This is a genomic window from Burkholderia sp. AU32262, from assembly GCF_020419985.1.
Lineage (GTDB): Bacteria > Pseudomonadota > Gammaproteobacteria > Burkholderiales > Burkholderiaceae > Burkholderia > Burkholderia semiarida.
This window is the reverse complement of sequence record NZ_JAIZRS010000008.1, coordinates 159530-180238: the sequence shown is the minus strand read 5'-3', so window position 1 is coordinate 180238 and position 20709 is coordinate 159530. Positions and strand designations below refer to the sequence as shown.

The following is a 20709-nucleotide window of genomic DNA, read 5'->3' as shown; positions in this document are numbered from 1 at the left end:
CCAGCCTTCGGGCTTGTTATCGTCAATGGGAGACCACCTGTGCATTGCTCCATGCTGGCGCGGCGGCCGATCCGTGCCGCGCTGTTCGGCGCGTTCGGCCTGTCCGCCGCCACGGCTTACGCCGATTCGTCGCCGCAAGGCGTCACGCCGCCTTCCGCCGTCCTGACCGCCGCTGCCGCATCCGCGCGCGGCGATGCGGCGCTGCTCGACCCCGTCACCGTCACGGCCACCCGCACCGCCACCGCGGCGAGCCGCACGGCGGCGTCCGTGTCGGTGATCACCGACGACGATCTCGAAGAGCAGCAGGCCACCAACATCAAGGACGCGCTGCGCTACGAACCGGGTATCACGGTGCGCCGCGCCGCGTACCGGCCCGGCAGCGCCGCGCTCGGCGGCGGCCGCGACGGCGATTCGAGCATCAACATCCGCGGCCTCGAAGGCAATCGCGTGCTGTTGATGGAAGACGGCATCCGCCTGCCGAACGCGTTCTCGTTCGGCCCGCTCGAAGCCGGCCGCGGCGACTACGCCGATCTCGACACGCTCAAGCGCATCGAGATCCTGCGCGGGCCGGCGTCGGCGCTCTACGGCAGCGACGGCCTGACCGGCGCGGTGAACTTCATCACGAAGGACCCGCGCGACCTGCTGTCCGTCTACAACAAGCCTTACTACTTCTCGTTCCGGCCGAGCTACGACTCGACCGACCGCAGCATCGGCGCGACCGTGTCGGCCGCAGGCGGCAACGACCGCATCCAGGGGATGATCGTCGCCGACGGCCGGCGCGGCCACGAGGTCGACACGCGCGGCGGCAACAACTCGGCGAGCACGCTGCGCACGACGTCGAACCCGCAGGACGTGTATTCGGAATCGCTGCTCGGCAAGCTCGTGCTGACGCCCACCACGCGCGACACGATCAAGTTCACCGCCGAAACGGTGCAGCGGCGCGTGAGCACCGACGTGCTGTCGGCGATCAATGCGCCGGCCACGCTCGGCCTGACGACGCACGACCGGCTCGAGCGCAATCGCTTCAGCGTCGATTACGACTTCCGCGACGATGCATTCCGCTGGTTCCAGACTGCGCACGTGCAGTTCTACTACCAGGACGCGAAGCAGGACCAGTACGCGTTCGAGACGCGCGGCAGGCAGCCCTCGCGTTCGCGCGACAACCAGTACAAGGAGCGCACGTTCGGCGGCTCCGCGTTCGCCGAAAGCGGCTTCGCGACCGGCCCGCTCGCGCACAAGCTGCTCTACGGCGTGGACGGCAGCCTGTCGCGCGTGACGAACCTGCGCGACGGCACGGTGCCGGGCGTCGGCGAAGCGTTCCCGAACAAGGCGTTTCCCGACACCGACTACACGCTGTTCGGCGCGTTCGTGCAGGACCAGATCGGCTACGGCCGCCTGCTCGTCACGCCGGGCCTGCGCTTCGACACGTACCGGTTGAGCCCCACCGAAAACGATCCGCTGTTCACCGGCAAGGCCGTGTCGACGAGCGCGAACGAACTGTCGCCGCGCGTCGCCGTGCTCTACGAGATCACGCCCGCGGTCATTCCGTACGTGCAGTACGCGCACGGCTTCCGCGCGCCGACGCCCGACCAGGTGAACAGCAGCTTCTCGAACCCCGTGTACGGCTACACGTCGATCGGCAATCCGAACCTGAAGCCGGAGACCAGCGACACGTTCGAAGCCGGCCTGCGCGGCAAGGCCGGCACCGGCTACGGCGTCGTGCGCTACAGCGCGGCCGCGTTCACCGGCCGCTACCGCAACTTCATCTCGCGCACGACGATCGCCGGCAGCGGCCGGCCGGTCGACCCGTTCGTGTTCCAGTACGTGAACTTTGCCGATGCGCGCATCCACGGCCTCGAAGGCCGCGCCGAATGGGCGATGCCGAACGGCATCACGCTGAAGACGGCGATGGCCTTCACGAAGGGCTCGACGCAGAACGACGGCGCGGCCAGCCAGCCGCTGAACACCGTGAACCCGTTCTCGGCCGTGTTCGGCGTGCGGTATGAACCGGGCGAACGCTGGTTCGTGCAGACCGACCTGCTGTTCCAGGCCGCCAAACGCGACAAGGACGTCGACAAATCCGACTGTTCGAACAAGGCGTGCTTCACGCCGCCGTCGTCGTTCGTCGTCGACCTGCGCGGCGGCTACCGCTTCAACAAGCACGTGAGCGCGACGATCGGCATCCGCAACCTGTTCGACCGCAAGTACTGGAACTGGTCGGACGTGCGCGGCATCGCGGCCGATTCGCAAGTGCTCGACGCGTATTCGTCGCCCGGCCGCACGGTCGCCGTCAGCATGAAAGTGGATTTCTGATGCGCGCTGCCCGCGCACCCACCCCAACCGTTACTCGAAGGAGTCCGACATGATGCATTCCGCCCTTCCCGGTCAGCCGGCCACGTCGGCCCGCGCGGTCGCCGCGCTGCGCGATGCGTTCATCAAGCTCAAGACCGAGCGCCAGTTGCGCAACCGCGACGTCGCGCAGGCGCTCGGCGTCAGCGAAGGCGAGGCGCTCGGCGCGTTCGTCGGCGAGCACGTCGTGCGGCTCGACGCGCGCTTCCCGGCGATGTTCGAGGAAATGCCGCGCCTCGGCCGCGTGATGGCGCTCACGCGCAACGACACGGCCGTGCATGAAAAGGATGGCGAATATGCGCAGATGAGCCACGACGGCCCGGTCGGCCTCGCGCTCGGCGACATCGACCTGCGCATCTTCTATCGTCACTGGGTGTCGGCATTCGCGGTGCGCGACGAGACCGCGCACGGCCCGCTGAAAAGCCTGCAGTTCTTCGATGCGCAGGGCCATGCGATCCACAAGGTCTATCTGCGCGCGCACAGCGATCACGCGGCGTACGACGCATTCGTCGAACGCTGGCGCGCACCGTCGCAGAAGCCGGGCCTCGAGGTCACGCCCGCCGCGCCGAAAACGCCCGAGCGCGCCGATAGCGAGATCGACGTCGCGGGCTTTCGCGCCGCATGGGATGCGATGACCGACACGCACCAGTTCTTCGGCCTCACCCAGCGCTTCGGCGTGAGCCGCCTGCAGGCCCTGCGTCTCGCCGATCCGCAATACGCGTATCCGGTCGAAACCGCGCATGCGTTGCGCCACGTGCTCGAACAGGCCGCGAAAAGCGGCCAGCCGATCATGGTGTTCGTCGGCAATGCGGGAATGATCCAGATCCATACGGGCCCCGTCGCGAACGTGCGCGAGGTCGGCGCGTGGATCAACGTCCTCGATCCGGGCTTCAACCTGCATGTGCGAGAAGACCTGATCGCCGCCGCATGGGTCGTGAAGAAGCCGACGAGCGACGGCATCGTCACGTCGCTCGAGCTGTTCGACCGGCAGGGCGAGCACGTCGCGCTGCTGTTCGGCGAGCGCAAGCCCGGCAAGGTCGAGCGCGACGACTGGCGCTCGCTCGTCGCGACGCTGCCGGCGGCCGCACGCGGGGCCGCGCGGTGAGCGCGCGGCCGTTCGATCCGCGCCGCCGGTCGCTGCTGGCCGGCGCGGCGGCCGGTGCGCTCGCCGGCGCGCTGCCCGGCGGCGTGCTCGCCCAGGTCGCGGCCGCCGCCCCGAAGCGCGTGATCGTGATCGGCGGCGCGCTCGCGGAAACCGCATTCGCGCTCGGCGGCGCCGAGACGCCGCGTTACCGGCTCGTCGGCGCCGACACGACCTGCACGTATCCCGACGCCGCGAAGCGCCTGCCGAAGGTCGGCTACCAGCGCGCGCTGTCGGCCGAGGGGCTGCTGTCGCTGCGGCCCGATCTCGTGCTGGCCTCGGCGGAAGCCGGCCCGCCGACGGCGATCGCGCAGGTGAAAGGCGCGGGCGTCGCGGTGACGACGTTCGACGAGCGCCACGACGTCGAATCGGTGCGCGCGAAGATCACCGGCGTCGCGCAGGCGCTCGACGTGCGCGACGCCGGCACCGTGCTGCTGCAGCGTTTCGATCGCGACTGGCAGGCCGCGCGCGACGCGGTCGCCGCGCGCGTGCCCGGCGGCGCGCAGCCGCCGCGTGTGCTGTTCGTGCTGAACCATACCGGCGCGCAAGCGCTCGTCGCGGGCCAGCGCACGGCCGCCGACGCGATGATCCGCTATGCGGGCGCGCGCAACGCGATGCAGGGCTTCGATCACTACAAGCCGCTGACCACCGAGGCGCTCGCGGCGGCCGCGCCCGACGTCGTGCTGATCACCGACGAAGGACTGGCGGCCATCGGCGGTCACGCCGCGTTGCTCGCGACGCCCGGGTTCGGCGCGACGCCGGCCGGCCGCGCGCGGCGCGTCGTATCGCTCGACGCGCTGTTCCTGCTCGGCTTCGGCCCGCGCCTGCCGCTCGCCGTCACGACCCTGCATCGACGCCTGTCCGATGCGCTCGCCTGATTCCGGATCGACCCGATGCCCGCTCACGCTTCGCCCTTCAACGCACCGCGGCGCGCCGCGCGCACCGGCGCCGCGCGCCTCGGCACGTCGCGCCGCTTCGCGCCGGTCGTCCTGGCCGCGCTCGCCGTTCTGGTGGCCGCGATGTCCGTCGTCGCGCTGTGCGTCGGCGCGTACCGCATTCCGCTGGCCCAAGCCTGGGCCGCGTTGAGCGGCGACGCGGCCGCGCAGCAGGCGCGCGCGGTGTTGCTCGACATCCGCGCGCCGCGCGTCGTGCTCGCGCTGCTGGTCGGCGGCGGCTTCGGCGCGGCCGGTGCCGCGATGCAGGCGCTGTTCCGCAATCCGCTCGCCGATCCGGGGCTCGTCGGCGTGTCGAGCGGCGCCGCGCTCGGCGCGACCACGCTGATCGTGCTCGGGCCCGCGCTCTTCGCCGCGCACGCGAGCGCGGCCGCGCTGCCGGTCGCCGCATTCGCGGGCGGGCTCGCGGTCGCGGCGCTCGTCTACCGGCTGGCCGCGTCGCGCGGCCGGCTCGCACTGCCGCTGCTGCTGCTCGCCGGCATCGCGATCAATGCGCTGGCCGGCGCGGCGATCGGGCTGCTCACGTTCGTCGCCGACGACGCCCAGCTGCGTTCGCTGACCTTCTGGAGCCTCGGCAGCCTCGGCGGCGCGCAATGGACGACGCTGGCGGCCGTCGCGCCGTGCGTCGCGCTCGGCTGCGGGCTGCTCGTACGCGAACGCGACGCGCTGAACGCGCTGCAGCTCGGCGAAACCGAAGCGCTGCATCTCGGCGTGCCGGTGCAGCGGCTGAAGCGGCGCGTGCTCGTCGCGGTCGCGCTGGCGGTCGGCGCGCTCGTATCGTGCGCGGGCGTCATCGGCTTCATCGGGCTCGTCGCGCCGCATTGCGTGCGGCTCGCGTGCGGCCCCGACCAGCGCATCGTGCTGCCCGGCGCCGCGTTGCTCGGCGCGTTGCTGACGCTCGCGGCCGATCTCGCCGCGCGCACCGTCGCCGCGCCCGCCGACATTCCGCTCGGCGTGCTGACCGCGCTGCTCGGCGCGCCGTTCTTCCTCGTGCTGCTGTGGAAGAACCGCGGCGCGCTCGGCGGGTAATCCCTTCATCACGACGACCATGCTGACTGCCCACCACCTCGACGTCGCCCGCCGGCACGACACGATCCTGCGCGACCTGTCGCTGTCGATCGAACCCGGCCGCGTGACCGCGCTGCTCGGCCGCAACGGCGCGGGCAAGAGCACGCTGCTGAAAACCTTCGCCGGCGAGCTGACCGGCAGCATCGCGCCGAACGGCGTGCGCGTGACGGGCGACGTCACGCTGAACGGCGAACCGCTCGCGCGCATCGACGCGCCGCGGCTCGCGTGCCTGCGCGCGGTGCTGCCGCAGGCCGCGCAGCCGGCGTTCCCGTTCAGCGTCGACGAAATCGTGCTGCTCGGCCGCTATCCGCATGCGCGGCGCGGCGGCGCGCGCCACGTGATCGCGCATCGCGATCGCGACATCGCGTGGCGCGCGCTCGAACGCGCGGGCGCCGACGCGCTCGTCGGCCGCGACGTCACGACGCTGTCGGGCGGTGAACTCGCGCGCGTGCAGTTTGCCCGCGTCCTCGCGCAGCTGTGGCCGGACCACGACGCGATGGAAACCGGCCCGCGCTACCTGCTGCTCGACGAACCGACCGCCGCGCTCGATCTCGCGCACCAGCACCGCCTGCTCGATACCGTGCGCGCCGTCGCGCGCGAATGGCGGCTCGGCGTGCTCGCGATCGTCCACGATCCGAACCTCGCCGCGCGGCATGCGGATACGATCGCGATGCTCGCCGACGGCACGATCGTCGCGCATGGCGCACCGCGCGACGTGATGACGCCGGCCCATATCGCGCGGTGCTACGGCTTCGCGGTGAAGATGGTGGAAACCGGCGACGGGACGCCGCCGGTGATGGTGCCCGCGTAGCGCGGGCGTGTGTCGCATGATCGTTGCGTCGCTCGATGTCGTACGCCACCGTGGGCGGCCGCATTGTCTCGAGACCTTTCGTTTCTCCCCTTCCAGGAGACCCCCGTGCCGCTGCCGATGACCCGCATCATCCTGTACGTCCGTGACGTCGCGTTGCTGAAGGCGTTCTATCAACGGCATTTCGCGCTGCCCGTCATCGAGGAAATCGACGGCGAATGGGCCGTGCTCGATGCAGGCGCGATCGAACTCGCGCTGCATCGGGCCGGGCCGGCGTTTCGCCACGCGGCCGCATCGGCAAGCGCAAATGCGAATGCCGCCGCCAGCAACGTGAAACTCGTATTCAGGATCGACGCCGATATCGCCGCGTATCGCGACCGGCTCGCCGGCCACGGCGTGACCGTGCGCGATCTCAAGCGCTATGACGGCTTCCCGTACCGAATGGTCGACGGCGTCGATCCGGAAGGGAACGTCTTTCAGGTGATGCAGCCGGACTGAATGCCGGCGCGGCAGGCACCGGCGCGTGCGCCCAATGCTCGACGTCCGCCGCGCCGAAGGTCCGCATCTTCCAGCCGAGTCGCACCGCGAGCGTCCGCATCGAGAAGCCGGCCGCCAGCGCGACGAGCGTCGCGAACCCCGCGTCGATGCCGACATGCTGCATCCCGACATACAGCGTGCCCGTGACGAACGCGACGCTCGCATACAGTTCCTCGCGCAGGATCAGCGGCATCTCGTTGCAGAGCAAATCGCGCAGCATCCCGCCGCACACGCCCGTGATCGCGCCGGCCAGCACGACGATGATCGGCGCCGTGCCGGCCGACGCGCCGACGTCGCAGCCGATGATCGTGAACGCCGCGAGGCCGATCGCATCAACGGTGACGAACAGCGCCCTCATCCGCGCGACATGGCGTGCCGCCCACGACGCGACGGTCGCCGCGACGAGCGTGATCACCAGGTATTCGGGATGCGCGATCCAGCCGAGCGGATAGTGGCCGAGCAGCACGTCGCGCACCGTGCCGCCGCCGAGCGCCGTCACCGCGCCGACGAGCGCGAGCCCGAAGCGGTCCATTCCGCGGCGCATGCCCATCAGCGCCCCCGACATCGCTTCCGCGACGATCGCAATCAAGTAGAGCGTATGCATCGCGCGCGTCAGTCGTCGGTCCGGAACAGGTCGAGCACGCGTTCGCGCTCGGCCGCATCGACGGCGGCGGGCATCGGTTCGTCGCGCTTGCCGTGGTCGGCCCGCGCACCCAACGCATCCGACGCATCGACGGCCGCCGCGCCGCCGCATGCGAAGCGGCTGCGGATATACGCCGGCACGTCGGCCGTGCACGTACCGCGCGTGTATTCGGCGTAGACGAAATCGCCGTCGACGAGCACGACGTCCTGCGGCGGCGTCGCATCGACCGGCGTGCGCCCGTCGACGGCCGTCTTCATGTAATCGAGCCAGACCGGCAGCGCGAGCGTCGCGCCGGTCGCGCGCCCCATCGGGCGCGGCGTGTCGTAGCCGAGCCATGCGACCGCGACGATGCCCGACGAGTAGCCCGCGAACCATACGTCCTTCGACCCGTTCGACGTGCCCGTCTTGCCGGCCGCGTCGTCGCGCCGCAGCGCGAGCGCGCCGCGCGCGGTGCCGGCCCGCACGACGTCGCGCAGCATGCTGTCCATCACGAACGCATTGCGCGCCGACACGACCCGCTCGCCCGCCGGCACGGTCGCCTCGTACATCGCGCCGCCGTGACGCTGCTTCACCGACAGGATCAGGCGCGGCTCCATCCGCGTGCCGCCGTTCGCGAACACGCTGTACGCGCTCGCGAGTTCGAGCGGCGTCACGGCGCCCGCGCCGAGCGCGAGCGGCAGCGACGCCGGATTGCGCTGCGCGTCGAAGCCGAAGCGCACCGCGTGCTGCTGCACGTAGCGCGCGTCGGTGGCCTGCATCAGGCTGACCGCGACCAGGTTCTTCGAGCGCACGAGCCCGCGCCGCACCGGGATGAAGCCCTCGTAGTGGTTGGCGAAATTACGCGGACGCCACGGCCGCGCGCCGGTTTCTGCATGCGTGAGCGTGCGCTGCGTATCGTCGACGAGCACGCCGGGGAAGTAGCCTTTCTCCAGCGCCGCCGAATAGACGAACGGCTTGAAGCTCGAACCCGGCTGGCGATACGCCTGCAGCGCATGGTCGAACACGTTGCGATTGAAATCCGCGCCGCCGACCAGCGCGAGCATGTCGCCGGTGACCGCATCGAGCGACACGAGCGCGCCTTCGAGCCCGTTGCGCGTATCGCGCGTCGCGCGCGCCTGGCGGCTCAGCGTGCGCTCCAGCGCGGCTTCGGCCGCCCGCTGGTCGCGCATCGAGATCGTCGTCGTCACGTCGAGGCCCAGCGTGTACGCATCGTCATGAAACCGCTCGACCATCATCCGGCGCGCCCGCTCCGCGACGTACGGCGCGGCGACGATGCCGGGCGGCGGCGTGGTCGCGAGCGCGATCGGCGCGTCGACGGCCGCGCGATACGCCGCATCGTCGAGCTGGCCGAGTGCATGCATGCGGCCGAGCACGTAATTGCGCCGCGCGGTCGCGCGCGCCGGGTTGACGACCGGGTTGAACGCGGACGGCGCCTTCGGCAGTCCGGCGAGCACGGCCGCCTCGCCCGCGTTCAGCGCATCGAGCGGCTTGCCGAAGTACACGTGCGCGGCGGCCGCGAAGCCATACGCGCGCTCGCCCAGATAGATCTCGTTCATGTACAGCTCGAGCAGCTTGTCCTTGCTGTATTCGCGTTCGAGCTTGGCCGCCATCAGGATCTCGGCGAGCTTTCGGCTCAGCACCTTGTCGCGCGTCAGGTAGAAGTTGCGCGCGACCTGCATCGTGATCGTGCTGCCGCCCTGCCCCGGCTGCCCCGTGACGACGTTCGCGAACGTCGCGCGCGCGAGGCCACCGATATCGACGGGGCCGTGCTCGTAGAACTTCGCGTCCTCGGCCGCGAGCAGCGCATGGCGCATCAGCGGCGGGATGCGTTCGAGCGGCACGAACTCGCGCCGCTCGACGCCGTATTCGGCCAGCAGGTCGCCGTCGCGCGAGAAGATCCGCAGCGGCAGCGCGGGACGATAGACGGCCAGGTGTTCGACGGACGGCAACTGCGTCCAGATGCGATCGATCGTCCACGCGCCGATGCCCGCGCACGCGAGCGTCAGGCCGAGCAGCGCGCCCGCGAGCGTGCGCCATACACGGCGGCGGCGCGGCGGTGCGGATGGCGGCGCGGGCGGTGGCGGCGGGTGGGCGGTGGGATCGGTCATGTCGGGCTCCTTCTTCAATGCCGCGACGGCCGGCGCGCGAGCGGCGCGCCGATCGGTCACGAAAGGCGCGCATTGTCGAAGGGATGGCGCGAAACCGGAACATTCTTTAGCCAAAGTTTGGCTGGCTAAATTTTATTTAGGAAAGCGCTTTGGAGGCCGCTCGCACCGTGTATGCGGGTTTGCGGCATGTCGCTGCGGTCGAGTGCGCCGGGCGCGCGAGCCGGTTCGCTTGTACCATCGTCGGATGTTCGATCGATACCTCGACCTGTGGGGCCTCGTTCCCGACGGCGGCCCGATCCTGACCGCGAGCGGCGGCCTGCTGCCGGTCGTGTGGCACGCGCGGCCCGCGATGCTGAAAGTCGCGACGTGCGACGAAGAGCGGCGCGGCAATGCGCTGATGGCCTGGTGGAACGGGCAAGGCACCGCGCAGGTGTGGCAGCACGACGGCGACGCGATCCTGCTCGAGCGCGCGCAGCCGACGCCGACGCTCGCCGCGTTGTCGGCCGCGGGCCACGATGACGACACGATTCGCATCGCGTGCGACGTCGTCGCGCGGCTGCACGCGCATCGTGCGCCGCAGGTACCGCCGGTGGTGCCGCTGCATGACTGGTTTTACGCGCTGCTGTCGAACGATGTCGATAACGACGCGCTGCGCGGCTCGGCGGCGGCCGCTCGCCAGTTGCTCGCCGAGCCTTCCGTCGACGAAGTCGTGCTGCACGGCGACATTCACCACGACAACATTCTTCATTTCGGCGATCGAGGTTGGCGCGCGATCGACCCGAAAGGGCTGCGCGGCGAGCGCACGTTCGATTACGCGAACCTGTTCTGTAATCCTGCGCATGACATCGCGGTCGATCCGGTGCGTTTCGAGCGGCGTGTCGTGGTCGTGGCGGATGCCGCGCAGCTTGACTCGCGTCGGCTGCTGCAATGGATTCTCGCGTGGGCCGGGCTGTCGGCCGTGTGGTTGATAGAAGACGGCCAGCCGGCCGACACGCGGCTGCAGGTTGCGATGCTTGCGGCGGGTGCGCTCGGGCTGTAGCGATACGCATCGGCGATGAAACCATGGTGTAGCGTGGATTTCTGGCGGGAAGCTGTGAAGACTACTGGTATTAGGCCAGTTTCAGGCACTCGGCCATAAGGGGTAGATCACCGACAATCTTCAGTACCCGCTTGCCTTTGACCACTATCGATGAAAGTTTCGAGAGATTTCGGAATCGTTGTCCGGCGGGCTGCGCTAGCAGCCAAGAATGTCGACCTATCGACGGTCATGGACGAACTCAATTTTCGGGAATATTTTGACGAATCCGATAGCCTCATATCGCTTGGCCCGTTCTTCGGAGGCGACGCGGCCGATGAGTGCACGAAGTCATTGGAACGGCTTGGGCTAACATACATCGACGATTTTTTTATCTTCGAACAGTTTGTGCCCGACTGGTGTTCGTTCGAAGTATTTTGACGTGGCGCCGATATCGAGTTTCCGAGGCCGTCCGGGCTCGCTCGAAACAGCGGCCGTCTGATCGTGGAGTAGTATTCCCGCATGTCCAGGTGATTGCCCGGCCCCTACCGCGCACAGCCGCCCCGCCTACGTGCGGCGGCGCCGGCCGCGGCGACGGCATGGATGGAAACGCATCATGTCAACCGAGTGGAAGCATCGCGTCAGACTCTTCGTCCAGCGTTTCTGGCAGCCGACCAGTGCGTGCATGACCTGCATGCCCGGGAGCTGGGGAAACGTCATGAGCCTTGCCCACTGGACCATCGCCTTTCATACGGGTCTCCTGACAGGGCTCCTGGCTGTACTTCTGACTTTCACGCCTGTGGCGAAACTCTACGCGCATCGATACGGCAACGCGCTGGTCGTCGGCGTCCTGACGACGTTGGGCGACGCCTACTCGCACACGAGTCACTACCGTATTCCCTATGTCGAGCACATCGTGACGGGTGCGATTTCAGGTCTCCTGGCGCTTGCGGCCTCATATCTCTTCGAAGACCGCGCGCGACGCCTTCGGGCGATGTGGGCTCGGGTTGTCGGACAGCTTGTCCGCTGACTTTCTAACCCACGAAGCCCCCGAAAAAAAAACCCGCCGGCAAAACACCGACGGGCTTTCATGTCCGACGTACGCGGCGCTTCAGCGCGCCGGGTTGAGCGTCAGATTCATGTGACGGTTCACGTCCTTGTACAGCAGATAACGGAACCGCCCAGGCCCACCCGAATAGCACGCCTGCGGGCAGAACGCACGCAGCCACATGAAGTCGCCGGCTTCCACCTCGACCCAGTCCTGGTTCAGCCGATAGACGGCCTTGCCTTCCAGCACGTACAGGCCATGCTCCATCACGTGCGTTTCGGCGAACGGGATCACGCCGCCCGGCTCGAACGTCACGATGTTCACGTGCATGTCGTGACGCATGTCGCTCATGTCGACGAAGCGCGTCGTCACCCATGCGCCGTTGGTGCCCGGCATCGGGATCGGCTCGACGTCCTGCTCGTTCGTCACGAACGCTTCCGGCAGCGGAATGCCGTCGACGGCCTGGTAATGCTTGCGGATCCAGTGGAAACGCACCGCGGCATCGCTGACGTTGTGCAGCGTCCAGTCCGCACCCGGCGGAATGAACGCATAGCCGCCCGGCTTCAGCGTGTGCTGCTTGCCTTGCAGCGTCAGCTCGGCCTCGCCTTCGACGACGAACAGCACGGCTTCGGCGTGCTTGTCCTGCTCGGGCTTGTCGCTGCCGCCGCCCGGATTCACTTCGACGATGTACTGCGAGAAGGTTTCCGCGAAACCCGACAGCGGGCGGGCGATCACCCACAGGCGCGTGTGAGTCCAGAACGGCAGCCAACTCGTGACGATGTCGCGCATCACCCCCTTCGGGATCACCGCGTACGCCTCGGTGAACATCGCGCGATCGGTCAGCAGATCCGTCTGCGGCGGGTGGCCGCCATGCGGCGCGTAATACGTTGTCTTAGACATAGTGCATCCAGGCAATGGGTTGGTCCGGCCCCGGGCGCAAACGGCATCGGGCGGTTCGCAAGCGCGTGGGGCACGCATGCGACGGCGGGACATCGTTGCCGGGGTGGCTTGAAAGCGCATGCGCCTTCGGTCGGTCGGCCAGGTTTCGCGTCGGGTCCGTCCGGTTCAGCGGACGCGGCGGCCCGGGTTGTCGGGCCGGCCGTCGGGCCGCGGCCCTCGCGATCATGCTGCGAGGCGCGGATGGCGGCACCGTTCGACTGGGTACGCGAGCATCGCCGACGATATCGAAGTCGATCTCGATCGACCAATTAAATGTTGCGATGACATGTATTCGATTTCCAACTACCCACCAGCGCCCGCGATGCGCGGTGGGGAGGCATTACCGGGCGCGCCGGCTATCGGGGAAATCCTGACGGTTGCGAATGCTGTCGCGATGGGTCCGTGGACGACAACGCAGTGTGCAAGCACCAGTCTCAATGCATCCCGTTGCGCGGATCGAAGGCAGTCGATACGTGCGCGGCAGCGGACCGCTGCGGCAGGGTCGCGCGATACGCGGTCAGGTCAGAACGAGCCGACGCGTCGAAGGAAAAGCGGATGACATTCGGCCGACCCTGTCCGAGCACATTCGGACGCGGCAACGGGTGTCATCGAGAAACGGAGAAAACGGCGGGAGGAGAATGGCCGGCCCGTCGATCGGGCACATGGCAGCGGCTGATGAAGCCGGAGGAGAATCGCCGGTCTGGCCGGCGAAGCGGCCCGGCAGGGCGCCGGGCTGAAGCTCGCGTCGGGATGCCGACGCCGTCGGCGGGCCGGTGCGCAGGTCGCGCACCGTGCCGCGCCAGCGGCGATCAGTCCCAGTCGCGGTGGTGACGATGCTTGCGGTGACGGTAGCCGCGGTCGCCGTGATCGCGATCGTACGAGCTGCGCGACATGTTGCCGCCGAGTGCCGCGCCGGCGCCGCCGCCAACCGCCGCGCCCAGCAGGCCGCCGGTACGGCCGCCCATCGCGTTGCCTGCCGCGGTACCTGCGCCGCCGCCGAGGGCGCCGCCGATGATCGCGCCGGTGCGCTCGCGACGGTTCGACGTCACCGCGCCGCCGGCGCCACCGCCGATCGCGCCGCCGATGACGGAGCCCGTGCTGCCGCCGACCGCGCCGCCGACCGCTGCGCCGGCAACCCCGCCGAGCGCGCCGCCGAGCGCGTTGTTCAAGTCACCGGCTACGGCCGGCAGTGCAGTCGCGCCGGTCAGCACGGCGACGACGAGAGCGGGGGCGATTTTCTTCCACATTCCCGTATTCTTCCTTGTTCGCAATTCTGGTTATCGAGGTCCGCTCGGTACGACGATCTGAATCGATCGACGTCGGGCCAGGCATTGTGCCGAACCCCGGACCAATTCATTTCAACGAGCTTGCGGCGAAGAATAGCACCGGTCCCGCATTCCTGACGTGGACATTGTGGTAACAAGTTGTTTACGAATAACAGACGTTGAACGCGGCCGCCGAATCTGGCCGAAACCCTTGCCGGCATTGGCTCCGGCAACGGTCCGGCCCCGCCTCGCGACACACCGGTCATGCGCGGGATCGCTCGTTCGAGACACACGTGGCAACACATCTGCACACGTCGGGAGCGGACCTCCGAACGACGGTGAGCGGAAAGATGACGGGGTCAGTACACGCCGGGCAGCAACCGCCACGTCCGCGCGCAATACGCGTCGTATTCGGCGCCGAATTGCGAACGCAGCAATGCCTCTTCCGAGCGGATTCGCGCGACGAGCGGCACGAGCGTCAGCGCGGCAGCACGCCGACGCTCGAGCGGAACACCAGCGCCCAGCCGAGCGAATTGACGACCAGCCCGAGATAGCTCGGATTGCGGATGCGGCTGTAGATGCCGCCGGTCACGAGCGTATGGCCCGGCTGGATCGCGACGAGCCCGCTGAAGCGCTTGCCGAGCACGAACACGGGCCAGATGCGCAGCACGCCGCCCGCAAGGTACAGCACGACGCCGATCCAGCGCACCGTGTCGCCGCCGAAGGTCCACACGTCGAGCCGGTCGGTCAGCGCGGGCAAGTACGCGAGCAGGAAGCCGCTCACCGCGAACGCCGCGAGCACCCAGCGGTTGTCGCGGTTTTCGCGCTCGCCGCTGCTCAGGTTGCCTTCGGTGAACAGCGCGGCGACGGCCATCGCGAGCGTCGCGATCGCGACGACGGTCAGCTGCGGATGCGAGAAGAATGCGGCGAACCCGCCGCTACCGAGCACGGCGAGCCCGAGATAGACGAGCGTGGATACGCTCGACAGGACGATGACCTTGCGGGTGACTGTCATGACGGCCTCGCGGGGATGCGCTTTCCTGTGAAGTATAGGAACTGCGCACACCCAGTGCCGCGCGCCGCCGTCATGCGGCGCGCGAGTTCACGCGCATCGTCCGCCTAACGACAGCCGACCGGACCGGAGTGGCCGGCGCCGGAGCCCGCGCGCTGCGCCGGATCAGCGGATGTGGAAGTGGCCGCCGATGCCGACGGTGACGGGCGGCGCGTAATACGCGGGCGCATAGCCGTAGTAGACCGGCGCGGGCGCGTAACCGTACGGTGGCGCGACGTAGCAGCCGGACAGGCCGCCGATCAGGGCAAGCGTGATGAGAAGTCTGGACATGGCTCGGTTCCCGGCGCGAAAGACGAATGGCATCTCGCGAAAGCCGCGCCGCCGCGACAGGCGGCGACCGGCACGAAAGGGGATGCGCTCCCTTCCTGTCGCTCGATGAAACAATGCGCGGAGTCTAGCGCCGGCCCTGCCCGGCCGAGTTTCCCGACCGGTTACACGTGTTACCTGGTGTGACCGCTGAAACAGGCTCTGGCCGCGCAACGGCTGACCGGTGGGCGGCCGCTGCGCCGGGGGCGGACGGGCTGTTACACGAAGCGGGCACGAATGCGCTGCGCGAGCGCTTCCAGCGTCGCCGCGTCGGCGATCTCGCGCGCATGCATCCGCAGTTCGACGCCTTCCCAGCGCGGAATCACGTGAAAGTGCACGTGCGGGACCGTCTGGCCGGCTGCCGCGCCGTTGAACTGGCCGATGAACACGCCGTCCGGCTCGAGCGCCGCGCGCACCGCCGCCGCGACGCGCTGCGTCATGCGGATGCCGGCCGCGGCCGCGTCGCCGGACAACTCGAAGATCTGCGCGGCCGGCTCCTTCGGGATCACCAGCACGTGACCGTCGGCCTGCGGCATCAGGTCCATGATCGCGAGCGTCGCGTCGTCTTCGGCGACCTTCACGCACGGCAGTTCGCCGCGCAGGATTTTGGCGAACGGGTTGTTGTTGTCGTAGGACATGGCGGTTTCCGATCTCGGTTGGACAGTGGGACGGGCAGAGCAAAGCGCAATGCCGGACGATTATCGGCCGACGGCCGACCCGATATCAACTCGCCCGATGCGCGACGCCGGCCGCGCCGTCGGGCACGCGGCGGTCATCATGCGTCACACGGCAGCGATTGCACCGCATCGCCCGAACCTGCGACACTGCCGCATCGATGCCGGCCGGCACGCCACCGAGGACGCTCGCGCATGACGATCCCCCTCAAGAAGCCGATACTGCGCGGTGTCGCGCTCGTGTTCGTGGCCGCGATCGGCTATACGGGCTACATGCTGTCCCGGCTCGCGCCGATCGCGACCGGCTATGCGGCCAAGGCGCTGTGTTCCGGCGTGTTCGTATCGGGCCGTCCGGCCGCATCCGTGATCGACGTCGACATCATGGCCGGCGTCCATCCGCTGCTGAAACTGGTGCGCCCGTCGCTCGATCCCGCCCATCATCGCGCCGTGGCGACCTTCGCCGGCTTCGCCGAACGCGAAGCCGACTTCCGGCCCGGGCTCGGCTGCACGCTCGCGCTCGGGGCCACGGCCGGTGCGGCGGCGGCCACCTTGCCCGCCGCGCTGCCGGCCCTCCCCGATCCGCCGCCCGCGCAACCCGACTCGCCCGCACCGGCCACGCCGCCCGCCGGCATCGACACGCACAAGCTGCAGACCGCGCTCGACGGCGCGTTCGACGAACCCGATCCGGCGCGGCCGCGGCGCACGCGCGCGGTCGTCGTGATGTGGCGCGGCCAGGTGATCGCCGAACGCTATGCGCCCGGCTTCACGGCCGCCACGCCGCTACCCGGCTGGTCGATGACGAAGACCGTCACGGCCGCGCTGGTCGGCACGCTGGTCGCGCGGCACAGGCTGTCGCCCGACGCGTCGGCACTGCTGCCAGAATGGCGCGGCAGCGGCGATCCGCGCGCGGCCATCACGCTCGACGAGCTGCTGCGGATGACGAGCGGCCTGCAATTCAACGAGGACTACGACGATCCGCTGTCGGATGTCGCCGTGATGCTGTTCACGCAGCCCGATACCGCGCGGTTCGCGTCGGCGAAGCCGCTTGCCGCGACGCCCGGCGCGCAGTGGTCCTACTCGAGCGGCACGAGCGCGATCGTCGCGCGCGTGATGCGCGAAGCGCTGGGCGGCAACGACGCCGACTACCTCGCGTTTCCGCGCCGCGCGCTGTTCGCGCCGCTCGGGATGCGCAGCGCGGTGTTCGAGCCCGATGCGTCCGGCACGCTCGTCAGCGCGTCGTACATGTATGCGAGCGCCCGCGACTGGGCGCGCTTCGGGCAGCTTCTGCTGCAGGACGGCGTGTGGAACGGGCAGCGGCTGCTGCCCGAAGGCTGGGTGCGCTATCTGACGCGCGCGACGCCCCAGTCACCGCGGCAGGAATTCGGCGCGCAGCTGTGGGTCAAGGTGCCGGAGCCGTTCAACGATCGCGGTCCGCATGCGCGGGCGATGCCGGTCGACGCGTTTCATGCGGTCGGCCATGAAGGCCAGTTCGTGAGCGTGGTGCCGAGCCGCGAGCTGGTGGTCGTGCGGCTCGGGCTGTCGCGGCCGGAAGCCGCGTGGAATCACGAGGCGTTTCTCGCGCGCGTGCTCGACGCGGTGCCGGCGCCCGGTGCGTGACGACGGGCAGGTGCGTCGGTGAATCGGTCGTGAAGCGGCGATGAAGGCAATACCACCGCTTCAAGCGCTGCCTGCGCCGCATTACGGATTCGCGCTGCCCGCGTACTGCTTGAAGCCTTCGCGGGTCGCGAGCCGTTCGACGTAGCGCGACACTGCCGGCAGGTCCGGATGCTCGAACGGCGTGCCGAACCACCGGTTCACCGACAGGCCGATCGGGATATCCGCGAGCGTGAACGTGTTGCCGGCCACGTACGCGCCGGTCCTTTCGAGCTGCGCATTCAGCACGCGCATGTGAGTCGTCCAGCCCGCGATCGACTGCGCGATGCCGTCCGGATCCTGGTGATCGGGCGACTTGCGCACGAGGCCGAGGAAGGCGCCGACCCACGAGCGGTTCAGGTCCGAGCCCTGCCAGTCGATCCACTGGTCGACGCGCGCACGCGCCTGCGGCTCGGCCGGATACAGCGCGTCGCCGCCGTAGCGGTTCGCGAGGTAGCGGATGATCGTGTTCGACTCCCAGAGCACGAAGTCGTCGTCCTTGATGACGGGCACGAGCGCGTTCGGATTCAGCGCGAGATAGGCCGGGTCGTGGGTCGTGCGAAAGCCCGCGCCCCAGTCTTCCTGTTCGAACGGCAGGTTCAGTTCGGTGCACAGCCACAGCACCTTGCGGACGTTGATGGACGGAATCTTGCCGAGGACGTGCAGCATGCAGTCTCCTTGTGAGGTCGGGTGCGAACGTTCGGCGCGTGCGGCACGCGCCGAACGCGTTCACGCCGAAGTTATACACGACCTCGCGGGAAACGGCAGGCCGCGGGCGCGAAACCGGTGTGCGGCCGATTCGTCAGGTCGCGCAGCGCGTGCTCGGCCGTCGGGAAGCGGAACATGAATCCGTCCTGATGCAGCCGTGCCGGCACCACGCGCTGCCCGTCCAGCAGCAGCTCGGCCATCTCGCCCATCGCGGCGCGCAGCGGTGCCGCCGGCACGTGCACAAACGCGGGGCGGCGCAGCACCTTCGTCACGATCTGCACGAACGCGCGCTGGGTCAGCGGCACCGGGGCGACCGCGTTGTAGACGCCGCGCATGCCCGTGTTCGACATCGCGCGCGCGACGATCCGCAACACGTCGTCGCGGTGAATCCAGCTCATCACCTGCGCGCCGTCGCCGAATCGTCCGCCGAGCCCGAAGTAATGCGGCAGCAGCATCGGGCGCAACGCGCCGCCCGGGCCGAACACGATGCCCAGCCGCAGCACCACCGCGCGCACGCCGTGGCGCTCGAGCGGTTGCACGGACTGCTCCCACTGCCGGCACAGCTCGGACATGAAGCCGGTGCCGGTACTGCTGCCCTCGTCGAGCCGTTCGTCGCCCGGCCGCACGCCGTAGTAGCCGATCGCCGACGCCTGGATCCACGTACGCGGCTTGACTTCGGCGGTCTCGACCCAGCGCATCAGCGCCTGCGTGACGCCGACGCGGCTGGCGAGCAGCAGCGCCTGCCGGCGCTTGCTCCAGCGTGCGCCCAGCACCGGCGCGCCGGCGAGATTGATCACCGTGTCGAAACGCTCGTGCGGCTGCAACTGGCCGACGGACGTCACGCTGCGCACGCGGCCTTGAAACAAGTAAGCCGCACGCAACGGATCGCGCGCCAGCAGCGTGACCGTATGTCCTGCATCGAGCAACTGGTTCACGAGCGTTTCGCCGATGAAGCCGGTCCCGCCAGTGACCAGCACATTGCAGGGCCGCTGCCCCGCGAACGGGTTGGCAGCCGGCGCGCGTGGCGCGATGCGGCACGCGGCAATCCCGTCGCGCACGCCCGACACCGTCACGCCGACCGCGAACAGGCTGAGCAATCCGCCGCGCCAGCCGAGGTCGATCGGCTGCAGCCCGGTCGGCTCGTGCGCCCACACGGCGAGTTGCATCGCGATCATCCCGAACAACGCGCCGCCGTTGACGGCCAGCAGCGTATGCAGCACGCGCTCGGTCGCGGGCAGCTTGCGGCTTCGGTCCTCGATGACGAAATCCCACAAGGTCAGCCCCACTTCGACAAGCACGACCATCGCGAGCGCCGCGACCCACGCGCCGTGAAACGCGACGTTCGCGATCGACGCGAACACGAGGCCGTACAGCACGGACCGCACCGCATGAATCGCCAGTTCGAGCCGCGCGCGCGGGCTGTGCGGTAGGTCTTGCGTGAGTTCGTGGTGGTAAAGCGTATCGAATGCGCCCATCGCGCCCTGCACGATCAGCAGGTTGAGCGCCCAGTCGAAAGCAGGCAACGTGTTCATGCGGTATCCCTCCTCCACAACCAGACCAGCGGCGGCACCATCGCGACGAGCGCGGCCACGTCGATCGCCACTTGCCCCCACACCTGCGCCTGCCACGACAACAGCATGTCCTGCGGCGCCCAGATCAACAGGCCGGCCAGCAGCCAGCCCCACACTTCCCGTTTCCTCGACCGGTTGCCGAGATGGACGAGCGCGAGCATCCAGACCGCCGCGCACTGTACCGTCGCGCCGAGCAGCGACATCCACCAGACCTGCTGGGCGCGCGCGGCTTCGGGCGCCGCTGTCGACCAGAAATGCCACTCGATGCCGCGGTGATAGGCGTCGAGCCACGATGCGCCGGCAATCCACGGAATGGCCGCGCCGACGAGCAGGTGCGCGATCGCGGCTGCGTACATCCAGCGCACGACGGCGCAGCGCGGAGTGTCGCGCGGCGGGCGATTCGCCGCCGCGCTTTCGGCGTTGCTGCCGATGCTGCACGCGCCGCCTTCGCAGCAGGCTTGCGCGCGATACCCGAGCCAGTGCGATACGGCATACCGGTTGCGTGCGAGGCGGCGATACAGCGGCGCGAACACGGCACGCATCGCCGGCACGCGAAGCAGCCAGGCGAACCAGCGACGCCCAACCAGCGCATGGGCGGCCGCGATGCCGTCGATGCCGGTCAGCATGCGTCCGTTGGGCAAGCGCGCATGCAGCTCGCGATTCAGCGCGGGCAAGTCGACATCCAGCGGCGCCGGATCGAAGCCCGGCTCCGCGATGTCGACGAACGCCAGCCGGTGTCGCACATCGCGCTCGCCGAGACGCCGGATTTCCGCGACACATAACGGACATCGCCCGTCGAAGTACAGCACCAGCTCATTGGCATTCATGCTTCGCACTCCTTTTTGTTATCG

At 69.1% G+C, this 20709-nt stretch carries 17 protein-coding genes and 2 pseudogenes; 9 read left to right on the top strand and 10 right to left on the bottom strand.

The genetic code is table 11. The features are described from left to right. Nucleotides 1-39 precede the first annotated feature (39 nt). From LGN10_RS12380 to LGN10_RS12355, 6 genes are all read left to right on the top strand, one after another. Nucleotides 40-2313, top strand: a complete 2274-nt coding sequence (locus LGN10_RS12380; protein WP_226223585.1) for a TonB-dependent hemoglobin/transferrin/lactoferrin family receptor — start codon at nucleotides 40-42, stop codon at nucleotides 2311-2313. A 49-nt stretch (nucleotides 2314-2362) separates the two neighbouring features. Continuing rightward, entirely contained in the window at nucleotides 2363-3454 is a 1092-nt protein-coding gene (locus LGN10_RS12375; protein WP_059641480.1) for a hemin-degrading factor, read from the top strand. Continuing rightward, nucleotides 3451-4368 (top strand): heme/hemin ABC transporter substrate-binding protein, encoded by a 918-nt coding sequence (locus LGN10_RS12370; protein ID WP_226223583.1) that lies wholly within the window; start codon nucleotides 3451-3453, stop codon nucleotides 4366-4368. The genes LGN10_RS12375 and LGN10_RS12370 overlap by 4 nt, the downstream gene beginning before the upstream one ends. 15 nt (nucleotides 4369-4383) lie before the next feature. Further along, entirely contained in the window at nucleotides 4384-5472 is a 1089-nt protein-coding gene (locus LGN10_RS12365) for a FecCD family ABC transporter permease (protein ID WP_226223581.1), read from the top strand. 19 nt (nucleotides 5473-5491) lie between these two features. Next, nucleotides 5492-6322 carry a heme ABC transporter ATP-binding protein gene (locus tag LGN10_RS12360; protein ID WP_059581923.1) on the top strand — a complete coding sequence of 277 codons (831 nt, stop codon included), beginning with the start codon at nucleotides 5492-5494 and terminating at the stop codon, nucleotides 6320-6322. A 105-nt stretch (nucleotides 6323-6427) separates the two neighbouring features. After that, complete coding sequence (locus LGN10_RS12355) at nucleotides 6428-6817, top strand: VOC family protein (RefSeq protein WP_059581920.1); 390 nt, start codon at nucleotides 6428-6430, stop codon at nucleotides 6815-6817. 37 nt (nucleotides 6818-6854) lie between these two features. On the opposite strand, the pseudogene LGN10_RS12350 reads toward LGN10_RS12355, so the two are convergent. Continuing rightward, nucleotides 6855-7460, bottom strand: a pseudogene (locus LGN10_RS12350) (trimeric intracellular cation channel family protein); the annotation flags it as partial. Nucleotides 7461-7468: 8 nt separating this feature from the next. Further along, on the bottom strand, nucleotides 7469-9607 hold the full coding sequence (locus LGN10_RS12345) for a penicillin-binding protein 1A (RefSeq protein WP_226223574.1): 2139 nt from the start codon (nucleotides 9605-9607) through the stop codon (nucleotides 7469-7471). A gap of 244 nt (nucleotides 9608-9851) precedes the next feature. Between LGN10_RS12345 and LGN10_RS12340 the strand changes: the two genes are divergently transcribed. Continuing rightward, nucleotides 9852-10646 (top strand): aminoglycoside phosphotransferase family protein, encoded by a 795-nt coding sequence (locus tag LGN10_RS12340; RefSeq protein WP_124658226.1) that lies wholly within the window; start codon nucleotides 9852-9854, stop codon nucleotides 10644-10646. Nucleotides 10647-11238: 592 nt separating this feature from the next. Continuing rightward, entirely contained in the window at nucleotides 11239-11652 is a 414-nt protein-coding gene (locus LGN10_RS12335) for a hypothetical protein (protein ID WP_059581907.1), read from the top strand. Nucleotides 11653-11733: 81 nt separating this feature from the next. Here the strand turns inward: LGN10_RS12335 and LGN10_RS12330 are convergent, their stop codons facing one another. From LGN10_RS12330 to LGN10_RS12310, 5 genes and pseudogenes are all read right to left on the bottom strand, one after another. Further along, nucleotides 11734-12570 (bottom strand): bifunctional allantoicase/(S)-ureidoglycine aminohydrolase, encoded by an 837-nt coding sequence (locus LGN10_RS12330; protein WP_059581905.1) that lies wholly within the window; start codon nucleotides 12568-12570, stop codon nucleotides 11734-11736. 848 nt (nucleotides 12571-13418) lie between these two features. Further along, entirely contained in the window at nucleotides 13419-13856 is a 438-nt protein-coding gene (locus LGN10_RS12325; protein WP_027781621.1) for a hypothetical protein, read from the bottom strand. Nucleotides 13857-14233: 377 nt separating this feature from the next. Further along, nucleotides 14234-14889, bottom strand: a pseudogene (locus LGN10_RS12320) (methyltransferase family protein). 162 nt (nucleotides 14890-15051) lie between these two features. Continuing rightward, the gene (locus LGN10_RS12315; protein WP_164725514.1) at nucleotides 15052-15216 is read right to left on the bottom strand and encodes a hypothetical protein; all 165 of its coding nucleotides are present in this window, start codon (nucleotides 15214-15216) and stop codon (nucleotides 15052-15054) included. A gap of 254 nt (nucleotides 15217-15470) precedes the next feature. Then, the gene (locus tag LGN10_RS12310; protein WP_059581895.1) at nucleotides 15471-15890 is read right to left on the bottom strand and encodes an HIT family protein; all 420 of its coding nucleotides are present in this window, start codon (nucleotides 15888-15890) and stop codon (nucleotides 15471-15473) included. A gap of 231 nt (nucleotides 15891-16121) precedes the next feature. Between LGN10_RS12310 and LGN10_RS12305 the strand changes: the two genes are divergently transcribed. Next, nucleotides 16122-17543 carry a serine hydrolase domain-containing protein gene (locus LGN10_RS12305; protein ID WP_226223573.1) on the top strand — a complete coding sequence of 474 codons (1422 nt, stop codon included), beginning with the start codon at nucleotides 16122-16124 and terminating at the stop codon, nucleotides 17541-17543. 81 nt (nucleotides 17544-17624) lie between these two features. Here the strand turns inward: LGN10_RS12305 and LGN10_RS12300 are convergent, their stop codons facing one another. The 3 genes from LGN10_RS12300 to LGN10_RS12290 form a co-directional block, all read right to left on the bottom strand. After that, nucleotides 17625-18248, bottom strand: coding sequence for a glutathione S-transferase family protein (locus LGN10_RS12300; RefSeq protein ID WP_226223571.1), 624 nt, complete (start codon nucleotides 18246-18248; stop codon nucleotides 17625-17627). 71 nt (nucleotides 18249-18319) lie between these two features. Then, nucleotides 18320-19819, bottom strand: coding sequence for a TIGR01777 family oxidoreductase (locus tag LGN10_RS12295; protein ID WP_226223570.1), 1500 nt, complete (start codon nucleotides 19817-19819; stop codon nucleotides 18320-18322). Then, nucleotides 19816-20685, bottom strand: a complete 870-nt coding sequence (locus LGN10_RS12290; protein ID WP_226223563.1) for a thiol-disulfide oxidoreductase DCC family protein — start codon at nucleotides 20683-20685, stop codon at nucleotides 19816-19818. The genes LGN10_RS12295 and LGN10_RS12290 overlap by 4 nt, the downstream gene beginning before the upstream one ends. Nucleotides 20686-20709 lie beyond the last annotated feature (24 nt).